This window comes from Rhizobium zaerense (assembly GCF_051810725.1).
In the GTDB taxonomy this organism is placed as follows: Bacteria; Pseudomonadota; Alphaproteobacteria; order Rhizobiales; family Rhizobiaceae; genus Rhizobium; species Rhizobium leguminosarum_I.
In genome coordinates, this window is sequence record NZ_JBPWQY020000004.1 from 282,999 (window position 1) to 302,289 (window position 19,291).

Below are 19,291 nucleotides of genomic sequence, written 5' to 3' on the forward strand. Positions count from 1 at the left end.
TGGACATAGGCGCGCGTCGACGCCGTCTGCTGAGGTAGTGCAACTCCGCCGTCTGATTAGTCCCTTTCCGTTGCATACGGTTATCGATCTAGCTCATGAATTCCCCGAGCCGCGCTCGTATGATGCTGCGAGCCACATATTCAGTAAAGTCGGATTGGATGCTGAAGCGCCCGCGGAGTAACGGCCGCCGATGCGCGCGAAAAAAAGCAGCGCCATGCGCAAAAAATGATGCTTTTCCGGCTTATCTTTATTCCCTACTCCCTATCGAAGCAGGTGACGAAAAGGGATGACCGCATGCCCACGCCGTTTTACTGGAACGAGCTCAACACATATGATTTTGCCGGCCTCTCCCCCGAGACCACGATTGCTATCCTGCCTATCGCCTCGACCGAACAGCACGGCCCGCATCTGCCGGTCGCAACGGATGTCGCGATCGCGACCGGCATGCTGGCGGAGTTGAAGCGGCAGCAGCCGGAGGATCTGGATATCCTGGTTCTTCCGACACAGGAGATCGGCAAGGCCAACGAACACATCTACGGCCCCGGCACTCTGTCGCTCAGTGCCGAACTACTCATCCCCGTCTGGACGGCGATTGGCGCAAAGGTTGCCGAAGCCGGGCTGCGGAAGATGGTGATCGTCAACTCCCACGGCGGCAATGTCGACATCATGAGCATCGTCGCGCGCGAACTGCGCGTGCGCCATCAAATGGCGGTGGTCTCCACCCAATGGGGCCGTTTCGGTCATCCGGAAGGCATGGTCAGCGATCACGAGAGCAAATACGGCATCCACGGCGGTGATGTCGAGACGTCGTTGATGCTCAACTTCCGCCCCGAACTGGTGCGCATGGACAAGGCCCAAAACTTTGCCTCGAAGGCCGAAGGGATGCGAGAGCAATCGAAATTTCTTCAGCCTCTGCCGCCGCATTCGCTGGCCTGGATCGCGCATGACCTCAATCCCTTCGGCGTGGTCGGCGATGCCTCGATCGCCACAGCCGAAAAGGGCGAGGCGATCTGCCGCCATCAGGTCAAGGGGTTTGTCGAGCTGCTCCAGGATCTCAAGGCCTATCCGCTTTCAGATCTCTATGTGAAATAGGCTCAGCCGCGGGTTTCACATCCGGTGGGATATGACCCTTGGCCTGCAATTCCTGCACCAGGCCGAGCAGTTCGGCGAGCAGATATTCGACGAAAAGGCTGGTGGCCGCGTCGAGGGGCGCGCGGGCACGCGCAAACAGCTTCATCTGCTGGTAACGCGCATGCGGCTCGGCGATCGGCCGGAAGACAAGTTCACCGCGCCGGCATTCGGTGATGACGTCGAGCGGATTGAGCAGCGTCAGCCCTGTGCCGCATTTGACAAGCTGTTTCAGCATCTCCGATGCATTGGTTTCCAGCACCGGCTCGACCGAGATGGGCAGGCGCGCAAAAGCAAGGTTGATCACCTCGCGCAGGCTGGTGCCCGGCTGCGCCAGAACCAGTTTTTCCTGGGTGACATCGGCAAGGTTGATCGGCCCGGGGCCGATCAGCTGATGCCCCGGCGGCAGCACGACACCGATCGGGATATCGAAATTTCCGAGGGTGCGGATGCCGGGCATGGCGGGGATGTTGAAGCCGAGACCGATATCCACCTCGCCTGATACAACAGGGCTGGCCGTCGTGCCGCCGGTATCGTTGCGCAGCTGGACGAAGACGCGCGGATGCTCTGAAAGAAAGCGCGCGATGATTTCGGGCAGCGGCCCGGCGGCAAGCCCAACGGTCGTCACCATGCGCACCTTGCCTGCCTGCTGCATCTTGAGGCTGCGGATGCGCCCCTCCAGGCGCTCATAATTCTTCAGCACGTCCCGAATATGCTCGATGCAGAGTTCGCCGGCAGCCGTGAGCCGCAGGCCACGCGGCAGCCGCTCGAAAAGCGGCGCCCCGATCTCATCCTCCAGCGCCAAAATCTGCCTGTTGACCGCCGACGACGCCACGTTGAGGCGCGCGGCCGCCTTGCGGATCGAACCGCAACGGGCGATCTCATTGATGTAAAGAAGGCGTCTGGAGTGCAACATGATCTCTCCAATGCATAAATTTTGCGCATGGCGCACAAATTATCTTCAGCTTTCCCAGAGATGCCGAAAAGGCATCAATGCGCACGAATTTTGATGCTTTTCAAAGCGCATGGCAATGGCTCAAATTCCCTCAAAAGGGGGCTGAGCAAGGCTTCCCTCGGCTCAAAAAGGGAACTGCCAACCATGTTGAAAGCACAGACGAAGATGCAATTCCTGCGCTGCCTCGGCCTCGCCTCGGTACTTGCCGCCGCCTCGCCGGCGCTCGCCCTCGACAAGGTGAGCTACGGGACGAACTGGCTTGCCCAGGCGGAACATGGCGGCTTCTACCAAGCCGTCGCCGACGGCACCTATGCAAAATATGGCCTCGACGTCACCATCGTGCAGGGCGGCCCGAATGCTGCAAACAGCGCGCTGCTGATCTCCGGCAAGCTCGATTTCTACATGGGCGGTCCGCAGGGAGAGGTATCCGCCGTCGAACAGGGCATTCCGCTGGTCGATGTCGCAGCAATCTTCCAAAAGGATCCCCAGGTGCTGATCGCCCATCCGGATAACGGCATCGACAAGTTCGAGGATCTCGCCAAGCTGAAAACGTTGTTCCTCAGCAAGGACGGCTACCTCACCTATTTCGAATGGATGAAGGCCAACTTCAAAGGCTTCAAGGACGAGCAGTACAAGCCCTATAACTTCAGTCCCGCGCCCTTCCTTGCAGACAAGGACTCAGCTCAGCAGGGGTACCTGACCTCCGAACCCTACGAGATCCAGAAGCAGGCAGGCTTCGAGCCGAAGGTCTTCCTGCTCGCCGACAACGGCTACTCGCCCTATTCGACGATGATCACGACGACGCAGACAATGATCGACGGCAAACCCGACGTCGTGCAGCGCTTCGTCGATGCCTCGATCGAAGGCTGGTACAACTACCTCTACGGCGACAACGCCAAGGCGAACGAACTGATCAAGAAGGATAATCCTGAAATGACGGATGGCCAGCTCGCCTACTCCATCGCCAAGATGAAGGAATACGGGATCATCGAATCCGGTGATAGCCTCGACAAGGGCATCGGCTGCATCACCGATGCGCACTACAAGACGTTCTTCAACGAGATGGTGGCGATCAAGGTCTTCAAGCCGGAGACGGACTACACCAAAGCCTTTACGACGAAGTTCGTCTGCAAGAGCACCGGCGTGGCACTGAAGAAGTAGGCCGACTGACGGCTCTCCTGGTCCGCCATCGAGGATGTGGCGGGCCGTATCCTCCCGCATGAACGAGACAGCAATGCTCCCAGCAAACGCCCAGGCGGTATCCCCGAAAGAGACGCGCAAGCAGCCGCTTGTTGTCATGCAGTCGGTCTCGAAGGTCTTTTCCAGCGGCACTGCCGCGCTTTCGAACATGTCGCTCACGGTCGAAAGCGGCGAGTTCGTCAGCCTGCTCGGCCCTTCCGGATGCGGCAAGTCGACGGCGCTGCGCATCATAGCCGGTCTCGGCGATGTCACCTCGGGAACGATCGACTGGCCGAGTTCTCGCATCAATTCCAGAGGTCTGCCGGAGGGCGATATCGGCTTTGTCTTCCAGGAGCCGACGTTGATGCCCTGGAAGAACGTGTTCGACAATGTCCATCTGCCGCTGAGGTTGAGGGGCGTTTCGAAGGCAGCCGCGCATGATCAAATCATGGAAGTGCTGACCACCGTCGGCCTTCAGGATTTTGCCAAGGGCTATCCGCGCGAACTTTCCGGCGGCATGAAGATGCGCGTCTCGATCGCCCGTGCGCTGGTGACGAAGCCGAAGCTGCTGCTGATGGATGAGCCTTTCGCCGCGCTCGATGAGATCACCCGCCAGAAGCTCAACGACGACGTGCTGCGGCTATGGAAAGCGACCGGCATTACGGTGATTTTCGTGACGCATTCGGTCTTCGAGTCCGCCTATCTCTCGAACCGCATCGTCGTGATGAAGGCAAGGCCCGGGCGCGTGCATGCCGACGTCCCGCTGATCACCAGCCTCGAACGCGACGCGCACTACCGCACCTCGGAGGAATACCGCAAGGCCTGCGAAACGGTGTCGCATTCGCTGATCGGGGCGATCAATTCGGCAGGGGATCATTGATGAGCGACGAAACAGACACATCGCCGCTGCTCGTTAAGGGTACCGCAAGCGCAAGGCGCCGCGATCTTGCGCTGCGCATCGCCATCCCCTTCCTCGTCATCGCCCTGATGATCCTCGTCTGGTACGCCTATGTGAAACTGTCGGGCGTGCCGCCTTATATCCTGCCAGGACCGGCCGCTGTGGCAAACGCCTTCGTGACGGATTGGGGTACGCTTGCCCCTGCCCTCTGGGTCACCACCAAGATCACCTTCATCTCACTGATGCTGGCGCTTGCCGGCGGCGTCGGCTTTGCGATCTTTCTCGTGCAGTCGCGCTGGGTCGAGCTTGCCTTCTATCCCCTTGCCGTCATCCTGCAGGTAACGCCAATCGTCGCCATCTCGCCGCTGATCCTGATCTACGCGCCCTCCACGCAGGTTGCGCTGCTGATCTGCGCCTTCCTCGTCGCCTTTTTCCCGATCCTGTCGAATATGGTCCAGGGCCTGAAGAGCGTCGACCACAATCTGATCAACCTCTTTGAGCTCTACGGCGCCTCGCGCTGGCAGACGCTGCTCTTTCTCAAACTGCCTGCCGCACAACCCTATTTCATGACCGGTCTTCGCATCGGCGGCGGCCTGGCGCTGATCGCCGCCGTCGTCGCCGAATTTGCCGCGGGCTCTGCCGGTGCCGGCTCCGGTCTCGCCTTCCGCCTGCTGGAAGCACAGTACCGGATGAACATACCGCGGCTCTTTGCGGCGCTGTTGATGCTCTCCATGCTTGGGGTGGCGATCTTCGGCCTCACCACCTTCATCGCCTGGTTGAGCCTTCATCGCTGGCATGAAAGCAGCATCAAACGGGAAAACTGATGACCTATTCCTTCATATCCCCGCCGAATGCGGCCCGCTTCGTGCTGAGCAATGCGACGGTGCCCGCCATCACCGTCGAGCATCTCGACGTGCCGGTCAAGGAAGGGCTGGCCACGGTCGATATCGTCATCAGCGACGGCATGATTGCCGCCATCCGGCCGGCCGGCGCTGCACCCGCCGATTATGCCAGGACCGATCTTAAGGACGGCATGGTCTGGCCGTGCTTTGCCGATATCCATACCCATCTTGACAAAGGCCATATCTGGCCGCGCCAGGCCAATCCCGACGGCAGCTTCATGGGTGCGCTCGATGCCGTCAGGGCCGACCGGGAAGCCAACTGGTCAGCCGCAGACGTCAAACGGCGCATGGAATTCTCGCTCCGCTCCGCCTATGCCCATGGCACCAGCCTGATCCGCACGCACCTGGATTCGCTTGCGCCCCAGCATCGCATCTCCTTCGAGGTTTTTGCCGAAATCCGGGATGTCTGGAAGGACAGAATTGCGCTGCAGGCGGTCGCCCTCTTCCCGCTGGATGCCATGGCAGACAGCGCCTTCTTTGCCGATCTCGTCACAACAATCCGACAGAACGGCGGCCTGCTTGGCGGCGTCACCCGGATGGGGCCGGAGCTTGTCTGGCAGCTCGACACGCTCTTCAGGACTGCCGCAGAGCAGGGCCTGGATGTCGATCTGCATGTCGACGAGACGGATGATCGCGGCGCGGAAACACTGAAGGCAATCGCCGAGGCCGTGCTGCGCAACGGGTTCGAGGGCAAGGTGACCGCCGGTCATTGCTGCTCGCTCGCCCGCCAGGACGAAGACACCGCCGCGCGCACCGTCGAGTTGGTCGCCAAGGCGGGTATCGCGGTCATCTCACTGCCGATGTGCAACATGTATCTGCAGGATCGCTATCCCGGCCGCACCCCGCGCTGGCGCGGCGTCACGCTGTTCAAGGAACTGGCCGCCGCCGGTGTCGCGACCGCGGTCGCATCCGACAATACCCGCGACCCCTTCTATGCCTATGGCGACCTCGATCCGGTGGAGGTCTTCCGCGAGGCCGTGCGGATTCTGCATCTCGATCACCCGCTCGATACCGCCGCCCGTGTCGTCACCACCTCGCCCGCCGCCATCGTCGGACGGCCGGACAAGGGCCGCATCGCCGCCGGCGATCCGGCCGATCTCGTGCTCTTCAGCGCGCGGCGCTGGAGTGAATTCCTGTCCCGTCCGCAGTCTGACCGCGTCGTGCTTCGCCGCGGCAAGGTGATCGACCGCAGCCTGCCGGATTACCGTGAACTCGATAACGTCGTTGGAGCCTGACATGGCCGATTATCAGAAGATCAAAAAGGAACTCGAAGGCATCGCCGTTGAGGATAATCCGGCGCTGGTTCGCCAGAAGAGCCGGGATTTCTACTGGTATTCGCCTGTACTCAAAGCCCAGCTCGACAATGTGACGGCCGATCTCGTCGTCACGCCGAAGACCGAGGAAGAGGTCATCCGGACGCTGAAGGTCGCCTATGCCCATGGCGTTCCGGTGACGCCGCGTGGCGCCGGCACCGGCAATTACGGCCAGGCAATGCCGCTTTCCGGCGGCATCGTGCTGAACCTTGCCGCCATGGACAAGATCAAGGAGATCCATCCCGGCCGCGTCATCTGTGAACCCGGCATCGTGCTTGCCCAGCTCGACAAGCAGACCAAGGCCCATTCCGGCCAAGAGCTGCGTTTCCATCCCTCCACCGCGCAGACGGCGACGGTCGGCGGCTTCATCGCCGGCGGCTCGGGCGGCGTCGGCTCGATCACCTGGGGCGGCTTGCGCGACCTCGGCAACATCCTGCGCCTGCGCGTCGTCACCATGGAAGCCGAACCGCGTGTCCTCGATCTCACCGGCTGGGATCTCCAGAAGGTGAGCCACGCCTACGGCACAAACGGCATCATCACGGAGATCGAGATGCCGCTTGCACCTGCCTATGACTGGGTCGATGTGCTCGTCGGTTACGACGACTTCATGGAAGCGGTGCGCTTCTCAGACGCACTGGCGAAATGCAACGGCATCCTCGTCAAGGAGATCGCACCGATTGCCGCTCCCATTCCTTGCGACTATTTCACCCGCCACAAGCCCTACATCCGTCAGGGCCAGTCGATCGCCGTGCTGATGATCGCGCCGCACTCCATGGATGCTTTTCTTGCCTTCACAGCGGCGCAGAAGGGCGAGATCATGTTCCGCTCCGACAAGGTGGAAAGCATGCGCGGGATCCCGCATGCCTATGAGCTTGCCTGGAACCACACGACATTGCGTGCGCTGAAGGTCGACCCGAGCTTCACCTATCTGCAGGTGCAATATCCGGGGCCGGATCATGTCGCCAAGGTTCGGAAGATGGTCGAAATCTTCGGTGACGAAGTTCCGGGTCATCTCGAATTCATCAAATTCGACGGACAGATCCAGTGCTCCGGGCTGCCGCTGGTGCGCTATACCACCGAGGAGCGGCTGGAGGAGATCATCAAGATCCACCAGGACAATGGATGCCCGATTTTCAATCCGCACCGCTATACGCTGGAAGAAGGCGGCATGAAGCGCACCGACGCGGTGCAGCTCGCCTTCAAGCAGGAAACCGATCCGAAGGGCCTGCTCAATCCCGGCAAGATGATCGCATGGGATAATCCCGATTTCGATTTCAACGCCGGCAAGAACTATCTCTTCCCCGGCCTGGCGGCCCTGATGGAGGCCTCATGAGGGTTCTCGTCCTCCACTCTCACCCGGTCGAGGAAAGTTACGGCAAGGCGCTTTACCGGCAAACCATCGAGAGCCTTGAGAAGGCCGGGCATGTTGTGGATGGCTGCGACCTCTATGAAGAGCGGTTCGATCCAGTGCTCTCGCGCCACGACCGGCTCGTCTATCACGACTATCCGGAAAATCTGAAGCTAGTGGAATCGCATGTCGAAAGGTTGAAGGCGGCCGAGGCGCTGGTGATCTGCACCCCGATCTGGAACTTCGGCTTTCCGGCAATCCTGAAGGGATATTTCGACCGCGTCTGGCTGCCGGGCGTTTCCTTCGAGCTGGTCGACGGCAAGGTGGAATCGCGGCTACGCCACATCCGCAAGCTCGCAGCCGTCCTGACTTATGGCGCAACGCCCTTTCGGGCTTTCGTCGCCGGCAACCCGCCGAAGAAAATCGTCAAGCGCGTGCTGAGGGCGCAGATCAATCCGCTGAGGCCGGTGACGTTCCTAGCCCATTACGACATGAACAATTGCACGCCGGAGACGCGCGCAAAATTCCTCGACCGCGTCGGAGACGCGATGAAGCGCTTTTAGAAGATTTTCGCAGCCGTCACCTCGACCTCGACGAGAAACTCAGGGCGGGTAAAGCCGCCGATGACGAGCAAGGTGGAAACCGGCTTCGGATCGAGCGTATAGCGATCCCGTACAGCCATATAGGCTGGGAAATCCTCGCGGCGGGTGACGAAGCCTGAAATGCGGATGACGTCGGCAAAACTCATTTCCGCCTCCTGCAAGATCGCCTTGATCGCCTCGAAGCAGAGTTCCGCCTGAGCAGTGATGTCGCTCGGAACAGTATCGTCGAGACCAATACCAAGCTGGCCCGACGTGACGAGCAGCGCGGCGCCGGGCGGCACCAGCAGGCCGTGATTGTAATTTCCGAAAGGCCGGCGCACCGAGACCGGATTGAAAGTTTTTTTCATCGATCTGAAATTTTCCGAGGGCTGCAGACATCGAGCCTACAGGATGCGGCGGGATATGAGAATATCGCTGCGTCCATAATGTTTTGCGACAGAAAGCAGGACGACCGCCTTGAAGGGAATCGAACCTGCGGCCCATTTTCATCGACACCGTCGGAATTTCAGGAATGCTCGAGTCTGGAGACTGAAGCGAAACTCCCAGGCGCTAATGCCACAACGCCGAAATTGGCACGGCAGATAGGCGTTCGCCGAATGGAATCACCTTGTTATGATCGTACAAGACAATGCCCGAAACAAATTGTTCTCCACATGCTTCGGCCAAAATTCGCAATCCGGAAAAATCGAAACTCGAGACGGATGCTGCCGCTTTTATCTCGATACCGACAACTCTCCCTCTTCTATCTTCGATAACGATATCGACTTCGTTCTGCTGCTTGTCACGAAAACGCAGGCGCTGCTGAAGCTGTCGCGGCGGTCACCGGAACTGACCTGGCTGATCCTCAACGGAGGGGTACCTGATCAGGAGAGAAGCGAAAGCAAATTTATGTATATTTCCATCGCACCGCCAAGCCGACCGGGGTGCGCATCCTCCGCGACTATCTCGTGATTCATGGCTTCCTGACCAAGGAGGGCGAACAGTATCGAATGACGCCTCGATTGGGCCGCAGTGTTGGAGCTGTCGAGGCAGAATGCGGAAAAAGCCGGCGTGGCTGACCGGTATCGGACGATAGCCGGCAGTGCTTTCGATGTCGCGACTACCAGGACAAAACAGACCCAGGGCCACATACTGGATCAACGCGGTAATCAGAAACCAACCCGTCGGCATCGAAATCGCTCTGGCCAGTGCTCAAGGAACGAACGCGACTGGAACCGCCGGCAGGGTTGTCTCATGTCCCTGATCTGAAGTCGGTTACGCCTTATCTTTGCGTCACGCGCCGCGAAGCGACCAAGTGGATAGGCCCGTTGCCTTCAAAGGTCCGTCCGCTGCGCTGCCCGTCCGCGCTTTTGTCGCCGTCCAATTGAAACTGGTTGACCAGATCCCGCAGGCGGCCTGCCTCGGAGGACAATGAGGCAGCGGCAGCCGTCGACTGCTCAACCATCGCCGCATTTTGCTGGGTCGCTTGGTCCATCTGATTGACGGCCGTGTTGATCTCAGCAAGTCCCGTCGACTGCTCACGCGCCGATGTGGCAATCGCATCCATGAGTTGGTTGATCTGCACGACATACTCACCGATCGACTTGAGCGACGTTCCCGTTTCGAGAACCAGTTTTACGCCATTTTCCACATCAGTTGATGACTTTTGAATAAAGCCTTTGATTTCCTTGGCCGCTTGAGCTGCGCGCTGGGCAAGCTCACGGACTTCCTGTGCGACCACTGCAAAACCTTTGCCCGCCTCACCCGCACGGGCAGCTTCAACGCCGGCATTCAATGCCAGGAGGTTCGTCTGGAAGGCGATTTCATCGATTGCACTAATGATGTTCGAAATCTGCTGTGAACTGTCTTCGATGCGTCGCATGGCCTGTTCCGCCTGCGAGACGACAGTTGCCGACCGCTGAGCGCTGATATCGGCTTCCTTGGCGACGTTGCGCGCCTCGTCGGTGCGTTTGGTCGACATCGTCACATTCGACGTGATCTCATCCAGGGCTGCGGCCGTCTCCTCCAGAGAGGCTGCCTGTTGTTCGGTACGCTTGGACAGATCCTGCGCGGCAGATGCAATTTCACCGGTACCATTATCGATGCTGTGCACCGTCTCGAGCACGGCGCCGATCGTCGCACCCAGTTGCCGGAGCGAGGCGTTGAAGTCTTCGCGCAACGCTTCATACTCGGCCGAAAATTGCTCTGAAAGCTGGAAGGATATGTCGCCTGCTGCAAGCCGCCGGAGACCTTCGCCCAATGTCGTGGTCGCGAAGCGCAATTGTTCCGCCTCGCGTTCAACGCGCTGCTGGGCTGCGGCGCGCGTTGCCTCGCTCTCTCTGCGGGATTCGGCCGCTTCCTTCTCGAGCCTGACGACATTGAGGGCATTCTGGCGGAAGATTTCAACCGCACCGGCCATTTCGCCGACTTCATCGGCGCGACCGGCATAGGGAATATCACTGTCAAGATCGCCACCCGACAAGCGCCTCATGGCGGAGGCAATGTCTCGGATTGGGTTGGCGATGCCTGATATCGCAAAGAAGATGCCGGCTATGGCAAGAAGCACGGCCAGCCCTGCGATCGCGGCTGTCAGCAGGAAGGCGGATTGCGCGGAATCACCGCTCGCGGTCACAAAGCCTTCGGCCTGTTTGAGAATGAAAGCGACTAGATCCGCCACTGCCTTGTTCACCAGCTCGGCTTGCGGCTCCATATTTTCCTTAAAGAGGCGGATAGCTTCAGGCGTCTTCGCGTCATTCTCAAACGCGATCATTTGCTCTGCCAACGCACGATATTTGGCGAGTTCCGGCTTGATCTGATTGATCAGTTCGCGCCCACGCTCCGTGCGGACACCCTTTTCGTATTCGGCGACAACCGTGTCCAGCTCAACGCCAGCCGCATCGATCTCTTGCTGGCCGGCCTTTTTTTGCTCCGCCGTGTCCACGAGAAGGTATTGTCCATAGACCAATTTCAGGTCGAGGAAGTTATCCTTGATCTCGCGAGCCGTCACCAGCCGCTGCATCCAGAAGGTCCCGATCTGCTCGGTATTGGCACGAAGCGTCGAAATCGTGGTCAGCGAGATATAGGACAGGCCCACCATGAACAGACTGATGACCGATAGCTTTAAGATCAGGGCTTGCTTGATACTCGGGCGTTTCATGCGGGTCTCCTCCAAGGTACTACGACGACCGGCGTGCCGGCTGATGTAAAATTTCGCACCGGATTCAATAATTTAGTATTAACTAAACAATGGTCCCGCTTTATTTCCTCAGATCTGCCAAGCAGATCCATACTTACGCGATCAAATAAGCGCACCGCGACTTTAAGTTCCTTGAATCTGAGGAACATGACACGTGTCGCGAGCGGAAATAACCCCGGTCTTAGTCTCGATAACAGGATGAATCGGTCGACATCGACCAGAATCGGCACCCCCGGTCATTTCGCCATTGAGAAGCGTTGGAATGCCAATCGCCACAGCAAATGCCGATCAGCTCACGCAGCTGTCCTGCCAAGTGCGAGCTCAGCAAGCAGCTGCATGCTTGCAATTCGATCTACCGAACACATACCGGGTCGATGCAGCAACCAGAAGATCAACCTGCCGAGATTGAAATCGCGCTCTGGCAGTATTCCGGAACGAAGGCGACTGGGACCGACGGATGCAGCCGCTTTCATCGGATGAACGGGAGCGCGCATCGACCTACCGATTTGATCGGGATGGGGCTCCCTTCATCGCCGGCCGGTATCTCCTGCGGCGGCTGTTGAGCATGCATCCTCGGATATCGCCGAGCGGGCTGCTGTTGTCCCCGGACAACCACGGCAGGCTGAGGCTTAAGGGACGTGAGAGGCTACAGTTCAGCCTCACCAGTGCCGATGGGCTCCGTAGCGGTCGCTGTGGCTTTTGGATGTGATCACTCGGTTGCCCCTGCGCGCGGTGGCGGGTGCGCTGGTTTCGCCAACGCGCCAAGCAGAAAGCGTCTCGGCAAACAGCAGTCCGGTATCTGCCTTAATGGCGCCCGTGCAACTAAGATGAGTGTGTTAGTACCTTTTAATCGATAAAATGAATGCGTTCGACATTCTTGAAAAGGTTGCACCTAGCATCGACGCCTTCTGCGCCAGGTGAATTGCTCAACAGGCCGTTCTGTCCGGGGAGGAAGGGACCGAGACGATCGTCAATCTGCCGGTCTTGAAAGGAATCGAGCCGTGAATTCGGCCTGTCACGTGTGTGAGACTTTGGCCCAATATGGCACGCTAACTGCACACTGTCGTCTCCTGGTACAAAATCATTAGGGCAAGCATATCGTCTTTCTGGGGCGGAATTCGCGGCTCGTCTTGCCTCCGGTCGTCTGCTCCCTAGATCCGACACATGGATACCGAGCGAACCACAGCTCATATCAAATCGGTAAGGGCGTCTTCGCGGAAACCTCTCCAGAGGTTGAGCCCGGCCATTGTAGAGCAGGTAGAGCACCTGCTTGGTGGACGTACGCGTGATATCCGCCTCAATGGGGAGCTAGCTCAGCTTTTTGGCGAACGCTCCTGGACGCGGACCGCCAAGATCATCCGCTCGTGGATGGTCTGGGTTATCGTGCTCGACGTGCTGACGTTGGGCCTTAACGCGATCTTGCTTCCGACAGAAACCGTCATATCCATGCTTTGGCCGGCGTCTATCCTTCCCCCCGCGGCTCTTGTTGCCGCAATTGCCTTCCTGCGGCCGCATGCTTTGTGGGCGCAGGGAGTTTTCCTCCTCTCGGCTGTTTTTTTCATCCTCCTGTCGGTCGCCTTGGTGGGCGTTAACACCGGTGGCGAGTTTTACGAGCGGCATTTGACCATCATGCTTTTTGTGGCCGTCACGGCCATTATCATTTTTCCCATTCCACTCGGTTGGGCGATGGCGATCGGTGCTTCTGCCCTCAGTATCTATCTTGTGTTTCAACTGCGAAATCCGGGCATCGAAGCTGGGAGTGCTCTGGCCGGCACGCTGTTTTTCGCAAGCGGTATGGCTGCAACCGTCGTTGCCCGACGCACCGCAACGGTCTTCGCTCAGAAGACCTTCTTGCTGGAGTTACGAGATCGGACTCGCCTGGCGGAGCTTACTGACGCCAACTCGCAGCTGGAATTGCTGGCACGGACCGACCCGCTGACGGGTGTCGCCAACCGGCGTTCGATGATGGAAACGTTAAATCATTTCTGGAACGAGGACCTGAAACGAACGGGCGGCGCGGCGATGCTGATGTGCGATGTCGACGACTTCAAGCATCTAAACGATAATCTCGGACATGCCGAAGGCGACCGCTGCCTGGTGAAAATTGCCGGCATCATTCAGAGCAGCATGAGAGACGAGCGGGACAAGGTCGCCCGCTACGGAGGCGAAGAGTTTCTCGTCTTTCTCCCAGGCTCCGATGAACAAGAGGCCGGGTTGGTCGCCGAAAGAATTCGCAGCCGAGTAGAAGCTGCGTCTCTTCCAAATCCTACCTCCCGCGTCGGTCCCTGGGTCACTGTCAGCATCGGACTAGCGATATCGATGCAAAACGGTGAACTCGTGTCAGCTGAGCACATGCAGCGCCAAGCGGATGCGGCCCTCTACCTTGCCAAAAAGACGGGCCGCAACCGCGTGGTGGTCCACTCTCGTGAGATAGATCAAAGCCTCCAATGAAGTAATTCCAGCAAGAGTACGCTGCTCCTGTTGTCATTCTGGCGCTCAAACGGCTTCGAGCCGGCTCGGTGTCAGTCGTCCAGGCTGCCCATTTGACAGGATATCCTACAAGTCTATATGTAACATGCGTTCTTATCGGCGATGCGGGAAAGTGAGCGGGCATGACATTGAAATCGATGAAGCCGCTGACGCGCGCGCCGCTGTTGCATGTCTCCGTGCAGGAAAGTCTGCGCGTCTATATCGACGATAACGGCTTAGCGCCCGGAACCTTGCTTCCGGCGGAAGGAGAGCTTGCCACCCAACTCGGTGTCAGCCGCAATTCGCTGAGGGAAGGCATCAAGGCGTTGGAATCGCTCGGCGTGCTGGAGACGCGGCGCGGCGTCGGCATCTTCGTGAAGGCCTTTTCCTTCGAGCCGCTTCTCGACAACCTCGCTTACGGCCTCGGCGGCGCCCTGCGGCAGATCGAGGAGGTCCTCGAAATCCGGCGCACGCTGGAAGTGGGATTGATCGGCAAAACCATCGACGTGATCGGCGAGGAGGACATCGCCGAGCTGCGCGCCACCGTCAATCGGATGTGCGCCCATGCCGAGAGGGGCGAAACCTTTGCGGAAGATGACCAGCTGTTCCACCGACTGCTGTTTCGCTGCCAGGACAATGAAACGCTAGTGCGGTTGATCGATGTCTTCTGGCTCGCCTTCTACAAGGCGTCGGATTTCGTCAACCTTGAAAATGCCGATCCGATGGCGACGTGGCGCGACCATGCCGCCATCGTCGATGCGATCGAGGCAAAAGATCTGGAGGAGGCGCGCAGACGCCTGGATCGTCACTACGAGGGCATTGCCCGGGTGATTGCCAACAACAAGACGAGTTCAAACGTGGGAGGAACACATGAAAAGACTGTCTAGATTATCGGCTATTGCGCTTGGCGCCCTGCTGTCGACGGCTGCCGTTCCGGCTCTTGTCGTTTCCGGCGTTGTAACAGAGGCTCAGGCGGCCACTCTGTCCGGCGGCTTCGATGTCGGCCCCGGAGGCTTCCAGGGCAACTTCAATCCGCTCGCCGCGACCGCCGGCTTCACCTGGCTCAGCATCTACTACGAACCGCTGATCACCTATGACGACAAGCTGCAGAAGGTCGTCGGCGCGCTGGCAAGCTCCTACGAGGTCAGCTCCGACCAGATGACCTACACGTTCAAGCTGGCGGACGCCAAATGGCATGACGGCAAACCGTTCACCGCCAAGGACGCAAAGTTCACCATGGGCCTTGCGATGGATGCGAAAACCGGCTCGGTGCTCGCTGCCCGGCTGAAGGGCATATCGTCGGTCGAGACGCCGGACGATCACACTGTCGTTATCAAGCTCAGCGCGCCGAGCAGCAGTTTTCCCGACACGATGACCAAGGTGATGATGCTGCCCGAGCATGCGCTCTCCTCGATCCCGGCCGACCAGCTGGCGAAGAACACGTGGTGGTCCACAGCTCCGATCGGCACCGGTCCGTTCAAATTCACCAAATACGTCTCGGATCAATATGTCGAACTTGCCGCAAATACCGATTATCGCGGTGGCAAACCCGCACTGGAACGCGTCATCAATCGCTATTTCGCCAACCCGGCCGCAGCGATCGCGGCGCTGAGAGCCGGTGAAATCCAGTTCACCTATGTCGATTCCAACGATGTGCCGACCTTCAAGGACAACAAGGATTTCAAGGTCATCGAAGGCAACTCTTTCGTCGTCAACTATCTCGGCTTCAACCACGATTCCCCGCTCTGGAAAGACGTGCGCGTCCGCCAGGCGGTGATGTACGCGATCAATCGCGACGCCATCATCCAGAGCCTCTATGGCGGTGCGGCCAAGCCAGCCAATTGCGCCTATGTCGCCGACCAACTGATACCCAAGGGCATCGACACCTATGCCTACGATCCTGAGAAGGCCAAGCAACTGCTGACCGAAGCCGGCTGGGACCAGATCAATGGCGCCAAGCCGATCACCCTTCTGACCTATTACACCACGCCGCTGGCGACCAATGTGCTTGCCGCAGTCCAGGCGATGCTTGCCCAGGTCGGCATCAACATCGTCCCGCGCGCCGTCGATGCGCCAACCTATAATAGCATCGTGCTCAATGCGACGCCGGACATTGCCCAGTTCCAGATGGTTTATGCCGGACTGCAGAATGGGCCGGATGCCGGAAGCATCAATGTCGGCCTCAACGAGAAGCAGATCCCTCCGGCCGGACCGAATGTCGCCAGGGTTCGCATGCCTGACCTCACCAAGGCGCTCGATAGTGCCTTGGCCGAGCCTGACAGCACCAAGCGGGATGCCGCCTACCAGGACGTCTGCAAGGTGATGAACGCGAACCTGCCCTGGGCGACGCTCTGGGTGGCAAACCGCTACGGCATCGTCTCGACCAAGGTGAAGGATTTCGTCTGGACGCCGGCGCCGGGCGGCGGCCCCTACCAGGCCAACCCACAGAAATGGTCGATTGCCGAATAGGCGTATTCCACAAAGCCGTCAGGGTGGCTTCGGCCACCCTGACAAGACGGCCCGACAGACGGATTGCCGATGCTCCAATACAGTCTCAGACGCCTGATCATAGGAATAGGCATGCTCGTCGCCCTGAGCATGCTGATCTTCCTGCTGCTGCGCCTGACGCCCGGCGATCCGATCGATGCCTATATCGATCCGAACCTGCCGATGTCGCCGTCCGATCTTGCCGATCTGCGCAAAAGCCTCGGGCTCGATCAGCCCTTGCCGGTGCAGTATCTCGGCTGGTTGCAGCAGGCGCTGACCGGCAATCTCGGCTATTCGATCAAGCGTCTCGATCAGCCGGTTCTAGGCTTAGTGCTGTCACGGATCGGCCCGACAGTGCTGTTGATGGGCACCGCACTTGCCTTTGCCATCGTCGCAGGCATCACCTTCGGGGTGATCGGCGCCGTCCGCCGCAATTCGCTGGCCGATGTCTCGCTGTCGGTGGTTGCGCTTGCGGGGATTTCCAGCCCTGCCTTCCTCAGCGCGCTGATCGGCCTTTATATCTTCTCCGTGCGCCTGCACTGGATGCCATCCGGCGGCATGCTGACGCCGGGCGAGGAATTCTCGGTGGGCGATCTTCTCCACCATCTGATCCTGCCGGCGGCACTTCTGTCTGTTGCGCAGGCCGCATTGATCATGCGCTACATGCGCGCTTCGCTGCTCGAAGTCCTGAACCAGGATTACGTGCGCACCGCCCGCGCCAAAGGCGTTCGCGAGTTCTGGGTCATCAGCAAGCATGCCTTGCGCAATGCGCTTCTTCCGATTGTGACGCTGATCGGCTCCACCATCGGGCTTGCCATCGGCGGCGCCATCTTCATCGAGAGCGTCTTCAACTGGCCGGGCATGGGGCTTTTGCTCGTCGATGCCGTGCAGACCCGCGACTACCCCGTCATCATGGGGGCGACGCTCGTCATCGGCGCCTGCGTTATCGCCGTCAATCTTCTGACCGACATTACCTATGCGGTCGTCGACCCGCGCATCAAGGTGGGCTGACCATGCTGGCACGCTCTTCCGAACGCCGGAGCCCCGGACCACTGGCCCGCGCCTTCAGTCGGTTTCTGCTCAACCGCGCAGCCGTTGCCGGCGTCTTCATTGCCATTCCGATGCTGCTGCTGATCCTCTCCTATCCGCTATGGTGGGCCTACCGGCCGAACGACATCGATCTTCTGGCGATGAATAGCGGCCCGACGGCAACGCACTGGTTCGGAGCCGACGGCGTTGGCCGCGACGTCTTCGCGCGCGTGCTCGAGGGCGGCAGGATTTCGCTGCTGGTCGCGGTCGCGTCGACCGCGCTTTCGGCGGTCATCGGGTTTCTTTTTGGAGCAATCTCGGCGCTTGCAGGACGCTGGACGGACGCCGTCTCGATGCGCTTCGTCGATCTGGTGATGACCCTGCCGCCCGTCATCTTCCTGCTTGTGCTCGCCTCGATCGCCGGCACCGGCATCTGGCCGACCGTGCTCGTCATCTCGTTGCTCTCCTGGCCGCTGCTGGCGCGCATGATCCGTTCGCGGTTGCTGGAACTGCGCGAACGCGACTTCGTCATGGCCGCCCGCGGCATGGGCGCCGGCATCGGACATCTGCTGTTTCGCCACGGCCTGCCGAACTCGATCGATATCCTCGTGGTCTATGCAACGCTGCAGATTGCCAATGCCATCCTGCTCGAGGCGGGGCTGTCCTTCCTCGGTCTCGGCATCGCCCCGCCGGCGGCAAGCTGGGGTAACATGCTGAACGCGGCCCGCTCGACCGCCGTGCTCGAACAATATCCGTGGCAATGGCTCTTCCCCGGCGCCGCGCTGATCCTTGCCGTCCTGGCAATCAACTTCATTGGCGATGGCCTCAGAGATGCCTTCGACCCGCGTGCCGAACTGAACTGACAATCGAAAGAAACGAAAATGACCAAATTCAAGGGTGTCGTCCCTCCCGTCGTAACACCGCTCAATCCGGATCTCACCGTCGACTACCCATCCTATACGCGCGTGCTCGAGCATCTGATCGATGCCGGTTGCCATGGCGTATTCGTGCTCGGCTCGACGAGCGAGGTGATCTTCCACGATGACAAGACCCGGCGGGACATCATCGAACATTCGGCCAAGGTGGTGAATGGCCGGGTGCCGCTGATCGTGGGGGTCATCGATCCGACCACGGATCGCGTCATCGCCCATGCGAAGGTCGCAAAGGCCGCCGGCGCCGATGCGGTCGTGGTGACGGCGCCATTCTATACCGTCACCAGCCAGTCCGAGATCCTCGACCACTTCCGTTATATCCGCGACGCAGTGGATGTTCCGCTGGTCGCCTACGACATTCCTGTCTGCGTTCATATCAAGCTGCAGCGCCAGACGGTCGTCACGCTTGCCAGGGAAGGCGCCATTATCGGCCTGAAGGATTCCAGCGGCGACGACGGCAACTTCCGCTACGCGCTCCTCGATCTTGCCGAGCACAAGGACGTCTTCCTGATGACCGGCTCCGAGATAGTCGTCGATGCCGCGCTGCTGATGGGCGCCCATGGCGTTGTCCCCGGTATCGCCAATGTCGATCCGCGCGGCTATGTCCGCCTTTGGGATGCTGCCCAGCGCGGCGACTGGATCGCCGCGAAGAAAGAACAGGAGCGCCTCTGCCGCCTGTTTGAGATCGTCTGGGTCGCGCAGGGCCGCGTCAGTGGCGGCGCAGCAGGCATCGGCGCGTTCAAGACCGCCATGCGCAGTCTCGGCATCATCGATTCCGCCGTCATGCCGCGGCCGCGTGCCTCCCTTAACGATACCGAAACGGCGCGGATCGAAGAGATCCTGCGTGCAACCGGCCTGCTGAACTGAGCCGGCT

16 protein-coding genes and 2 pseudogenes are annotated in these 19,291 nt (G+C 59.7%); 14 read left to right on the forward strand and 4 right to left on the reverse strand.

Annotated elements, in window-relative coordinates:
• Nucleotides 1-225 precede the first annotated feature (225 nt).
• Nucleotides 226-1,092, forward strand: a complete 867-nt coding sequence (locus ACS4RR_RS29285; protein WP_456190511.1) for a creatininase family protein — start codon at nucleotides 226-228, stop codon at nucleotides 1,090-1,092.
• Here ACS4RR_RS29285 and ACS4RR_RS29290 read toward each other — a convergent pair.
• Nucleotides 1,055-2,044: a LysR family transcriptional regulator gene (locus tag ACS4RR_RS29290; protein WP_456190512.1), complete on the reverse strand. Its 990-nt coding sequence runs from the start codon at nucleotides 2,042-2,044 to the stop codon at nucleotides 1,055-1,057. The genes ACS4RR_RS29285 and ACS4RR_RS29290 overlap by 38 nt on opposite strands.
• Before the next feature lie 183 nt (nucleotides 2,045-2,227).
• Here ACS4RR_RS29290 and ACS4RR_RS29295 point away from each other — a divergent pair, with 183 nt between their 5' ends.
• The 6 genes from ACS4RR_RS29295 (at nucleotide 2,228) to ACS4RR_RS29320 (ending at nucleotide 8,286) form a co-directional block, all read left to right on the forward strand.
• Nucleotides 2,228-3,244: an ABC transporter substrate-binding protein gene (locus ACS4RR_RS29295; protein WP_260111392.1), complete on the forward strand. Its 1,017-nt coding sequence runs from the start codon at nucleotides 2,228-2,230 to the stop codon at nucleotides 3,242-3,244.
• 73 nt (nucleotides 3,245-3,317) lie between these two features.
• The gene (locus ACS4RR_RS29300; protein ID WP_260111391.1) at nucleotides 3,318-4,142 is read left to right on the forward strand and encodes an ABC transporter ATP-binding protein; all 825 of its coding nucleotides are present in this window, start codon (nucleotides 3,318-3,320) and stop codon (nucleotides 4,140-4,142) included.
• Entirely contained in the window at nucleotides 4,142-4,984 is an 843-nt protein-coding gene (locus ACS4RR_RS29305; protein WP_130818229.1) for an ABC transporter permease, read from the forward strand. The genes ACS4RR_RS29300 and ACS4RR_RS29305 overlap by 1 nt, the downstream gene beginning before the upstream one ends.
• Nucleotides 4,984-6,297: a cytosine deaminase gene (locus ACS4RR_RS29310; RefSeq protein WP_260111390.1), complete on the forward strand. Its 1,314-nt coding sequence runs from the start codon at nucleotides 4,984-4,986 to the stop codon at nucleotides 6,295-6,297. The genes ACS4RR_RS29305 and ACS4RR_RS29310 overlap by 1 nt, the downstream gene beginning before the upstream one ends.
• A 1-nt stretch (nucleotide 6,298) precedes the next feature.
• Complete coding sequence (locus tag ACS4RR_RS29315) at nucleotides 6,299-7,708, forward strand: FAD-binding oxidoreductase (RefSeq protein ID WP_260111389.1); 1,410 nt, start codon at nucleotides 6,299-6,301, stop codon at nucleotides 7,706-7,708.
• Complete coding sequence (locus ACS4RR_RS29320) at nucleotides 7,705-8,286, forward strand: NAD(P)H-dependent oxidoreductase (protein WP_260111388.1); 582 nt, start codon at nucleotides 7,705-7,707, stop codon at nucleotides 8,284-8,286. Before ACS4RR_RS29315 ends, ACS4RR_RS29320 begins: the two co-directional genes overlap by 4 nt.
• On the opposite strand, the gene ACS4RR_RS29325 is transcribed toward ACS4RR_RS29320, so the two are convergent.
• From ACS4RR_RS29325 to ACS4RR_RS29335, 3 genes and pseudogenes are all read right to left on the reverse strand, one after another.
• Nucleotides 8,283-8,672 (reverse strand): RidA family protein, encoded by a 390-nt coding sequence (locus ACS4RR_RS29325; protein WP_260111387.1) that lies wholly within the window; start codon nucleotides 8,670-8,672, stop codon nucleotides 8,283-8,285. The two genes, ACS4RR_RS29320 and ACS4RR_RS29325, sit on opposite strands and share 4 nt — an antisense overlap.
• A gap of 202 nt (nucleotides 8,673-8,874) precedes the next feature.
• Nucleotides 8,875-9,114: pseudogene (locus ACS4RR_RS29330) on the reverse strand (DUF4143 domain-containing protein); the annotation flags it as partial.
• A gap of 472 nt (nucleotides 9,115-9,586) precedes the next feature.
• Entirely contained in the window at nucleotides 9,587-11,461 is a 1,875-nt protein-coding gene (locus tag ACS4RR_RS29335; protein ID WP_260111436.1) for a HAMP domain-containing methyl-accepting chemotaxis protein, read from the reverse strand.
• A gap of 413 nt (nucleotides 11,462-11,874) precedes the next feature.
• Between ACS4RR_RS29335 and ACS4RR_RS29340 the strand changes: the two are divergent.
• The 7 genes and pseudogenes from ACS4RR_RS29340 to ACS4RR_RS29370 form a co-directional block, all read left to right on the forward strand.
• A pseudogene (locus ACS4RR_RS29340) lies at nucleotides 11,875-12,213 on the forward strand (4'-phosphopantetheinyl transferase family protein); the annotation flags it as partial.
• 451 nt (nucleotides 12,214-12,664) lie between these two features.
• A complete protein-coding gene (locus tag ACS4RR_RS29345; RefSeq protein WP_260111374.1) occupies nucleotides 12,665-13,951 on the forward strand; it encodes a GGDEF domain-containing protein in 1,287 nt (428 codons plus the stop codon).
• 161 nt (nucleotides 13,952-14,112) lie between these two features.
• Nucleotides 14,113-14,856, forward strand: a complete 744-nt coding sequence (locus ACS4RR_RS29350; RefSeq protein WP_260111373.1) for a FadR/GntR family transcriptional regulator — start codon at nucleotides 14,113-14,115, stop codon at nucleotides 14,854-14,856.
• Entirely contained in the window at nucleotides 14,840-16,438 is a 1,599-nt protein-coding gene (locus ACS4RR_RS29355) for an ABC transporter substrate-binding protein (protein ID WP_260111372.1), read from the forward strand. The genes ACS4RR_RS29350 and ACS4RR_RS29355 overlap by 17 nt, the downstream gene beginning before the upstream one ends.
• A 69-nt stretch (nucleotides 16,439-16,507) precedes the next feature.
• The gene (locus tag ACS4RR_RS29360; RefSeq protein ID WP_162115844.1) at nucleotides 16,508-17,467 is read left to right on the forward strand and encodes an ABC transporter permease; all 960 of its coding nucleotides are present in this window, start codon (nucleotides 16,508-16,510) and stop codon (nucleotides 17,465-17,467) included.
• Nucleotides 17,468-17,469: 2 nt separating this feature from the next.
• Entirely contained in the window at nucleotides 17,470-18,348 is an 879-nt protein-coding gene (locus ACS4RR_RS29365) for an ABC transporter permease (protein WP_222295206.1), read from the forward strand.
• A gap of 18 nt (nucleotides 18,349-18,366) precedes the next feature.
• Nucleotides 18,367-19,284 (forward strand): dihydrodipicolinate synthase family protein, encoded by a 918-nt coding sequence (locus tag ACS4RR_RS29370; protein ID WP_222295205.1) that lies wholly within the window; start codon nucleotides 18,367-18,369, stop codon nucleotides 19,282-19,284.
• Nucleotides 19,285-19,291 lie beyond the last annotated feature (7 nt).